This window comes from Streptomyces sp. NPDC059534, assembly GCF_042743475.1.
GTDB lineage: Bacteria > Actinomycetota > Actinomycetes > Streptomycetales > Streptomycetaceae > Streptomyces.
Genome location: NZ_JBHWAQ010000148.1, coordinates 1 through 1264, shown reverse-complemented (window position 1 = coordinate 1264; position 1264 = coordinate 1). Strand labels below are relative to the sequence as shown.

At 66.9% G+C, this 1264-nt stretch carries 1 protein-coding gene; it reads left to right on the top strand.

Translation table 11 applies throughout. From position 1 onward, the window contains the following. On the top strand, nt 1-1264 hold a 1264-nt coding region (locus ACFVZH_RS40410; protein ID WP_384905644.1), incomplete at both ends, for a Tn3 family transposase.

Here is a 1264-nt window from a genome sequence, read left to right as displayed (position 1 = left end):
TCCCGCCAGGCGGAGATCACCGACGCTTTGGTGGAACTGCTCGTCGCCTTGGTCCACAAGATCAACGCCCGTGCCGAGCGGCGGGTGGAGAAGCAGCTGACGGCGGAGCTGAAAAGGTCCGGGGCAAGGAGGGCATCCTCTTCAAGCTCGCCGCCGCGGCGATCGGCAAGCCGGACGAGGTGGTGCGCACAGCGCTGTACCCGGTGGTCGGGGAGAAGGCGCTGCGCGACCTGGTGGCCGAGGCGAAGGCGAACGAGAAGGTTTTCAAGGCCAAGGTCCGGACCACGCTGCGTTCGTCGTACAGCTCGTACTACCGGCAGATGCTGCCGCCGCTGCTGAACACGTTGGGCTTCCAGTGCAACAACACCGCGTACCGTCCGGTGATGGACGCCGTCGCGTTGCTAGCGAAGTACGCAGACGTCGACGGCAAGACTCGCTTCTACGACGCCGGCGATGTGGTGCCGATGGACGGCGTCGTCCGCAAGGACTGGCGCGAGGCGGTCATTGACGACAAAGGCAGGGTTGAGCGCATCCCGTACGAGTTGTGTGTCCTGGTCGCGCTGCGCGACGCGATCCGACGCCGTGAGATCTACGTCGAGGGCGGGAAACGGTGGGGCGACCCGGAGGACGACCTGCCCGGAGACTTCGAGGCCACCCGCAGTGTGCACTACTCCGCGATCCGCCAGCCCCAGGACCCCAAGGAGTTCATCGCCGGCCTGAAGCGGCGGATGACGGACGGCCTGGACCGGCTATCGGCAGCGCTCGCGGACGGCTCGGCGGGCGGGGTAAAGGTCACCACCCGCAAAGGCGAGCCGTGGATCACCGTGCCGAAGCTGGAGAAGCTGGACGAGCCCACTGGCCTCCAGGCCCTCAAGGACGAGGTCGTACGGCGCTGGGGCGTGCTTGACCTCCTGGACGTGCTGAAGAACGCCGATTTCCTGACCGGCTTCACCGACGAGTTCGCCTCCGTCGCCGCGTACGAGCGCATCGACCGCGTCACCCTCCAGCGCCGCCTGCTACTCGCGTTGTTCGCCCTGGGTACCAACATGGGCATCCGCGCGATCGTGGCGACCGGCGAACATGGCGAGACCGAGGCCGCCCTGCGGCACGTGCGCCGGCACTTCATCACTGTCGACAACCTCCGGGCCGCCGTCACCACACTGGTGAACGCCACCTTCGCTGCCCGCGACACCGCCTGGTGGGGGCAGGGAACCGCATGTGCGTCGGACTCGAAGAAATTCGGGTCCTGGTCCAGCAACTTCAT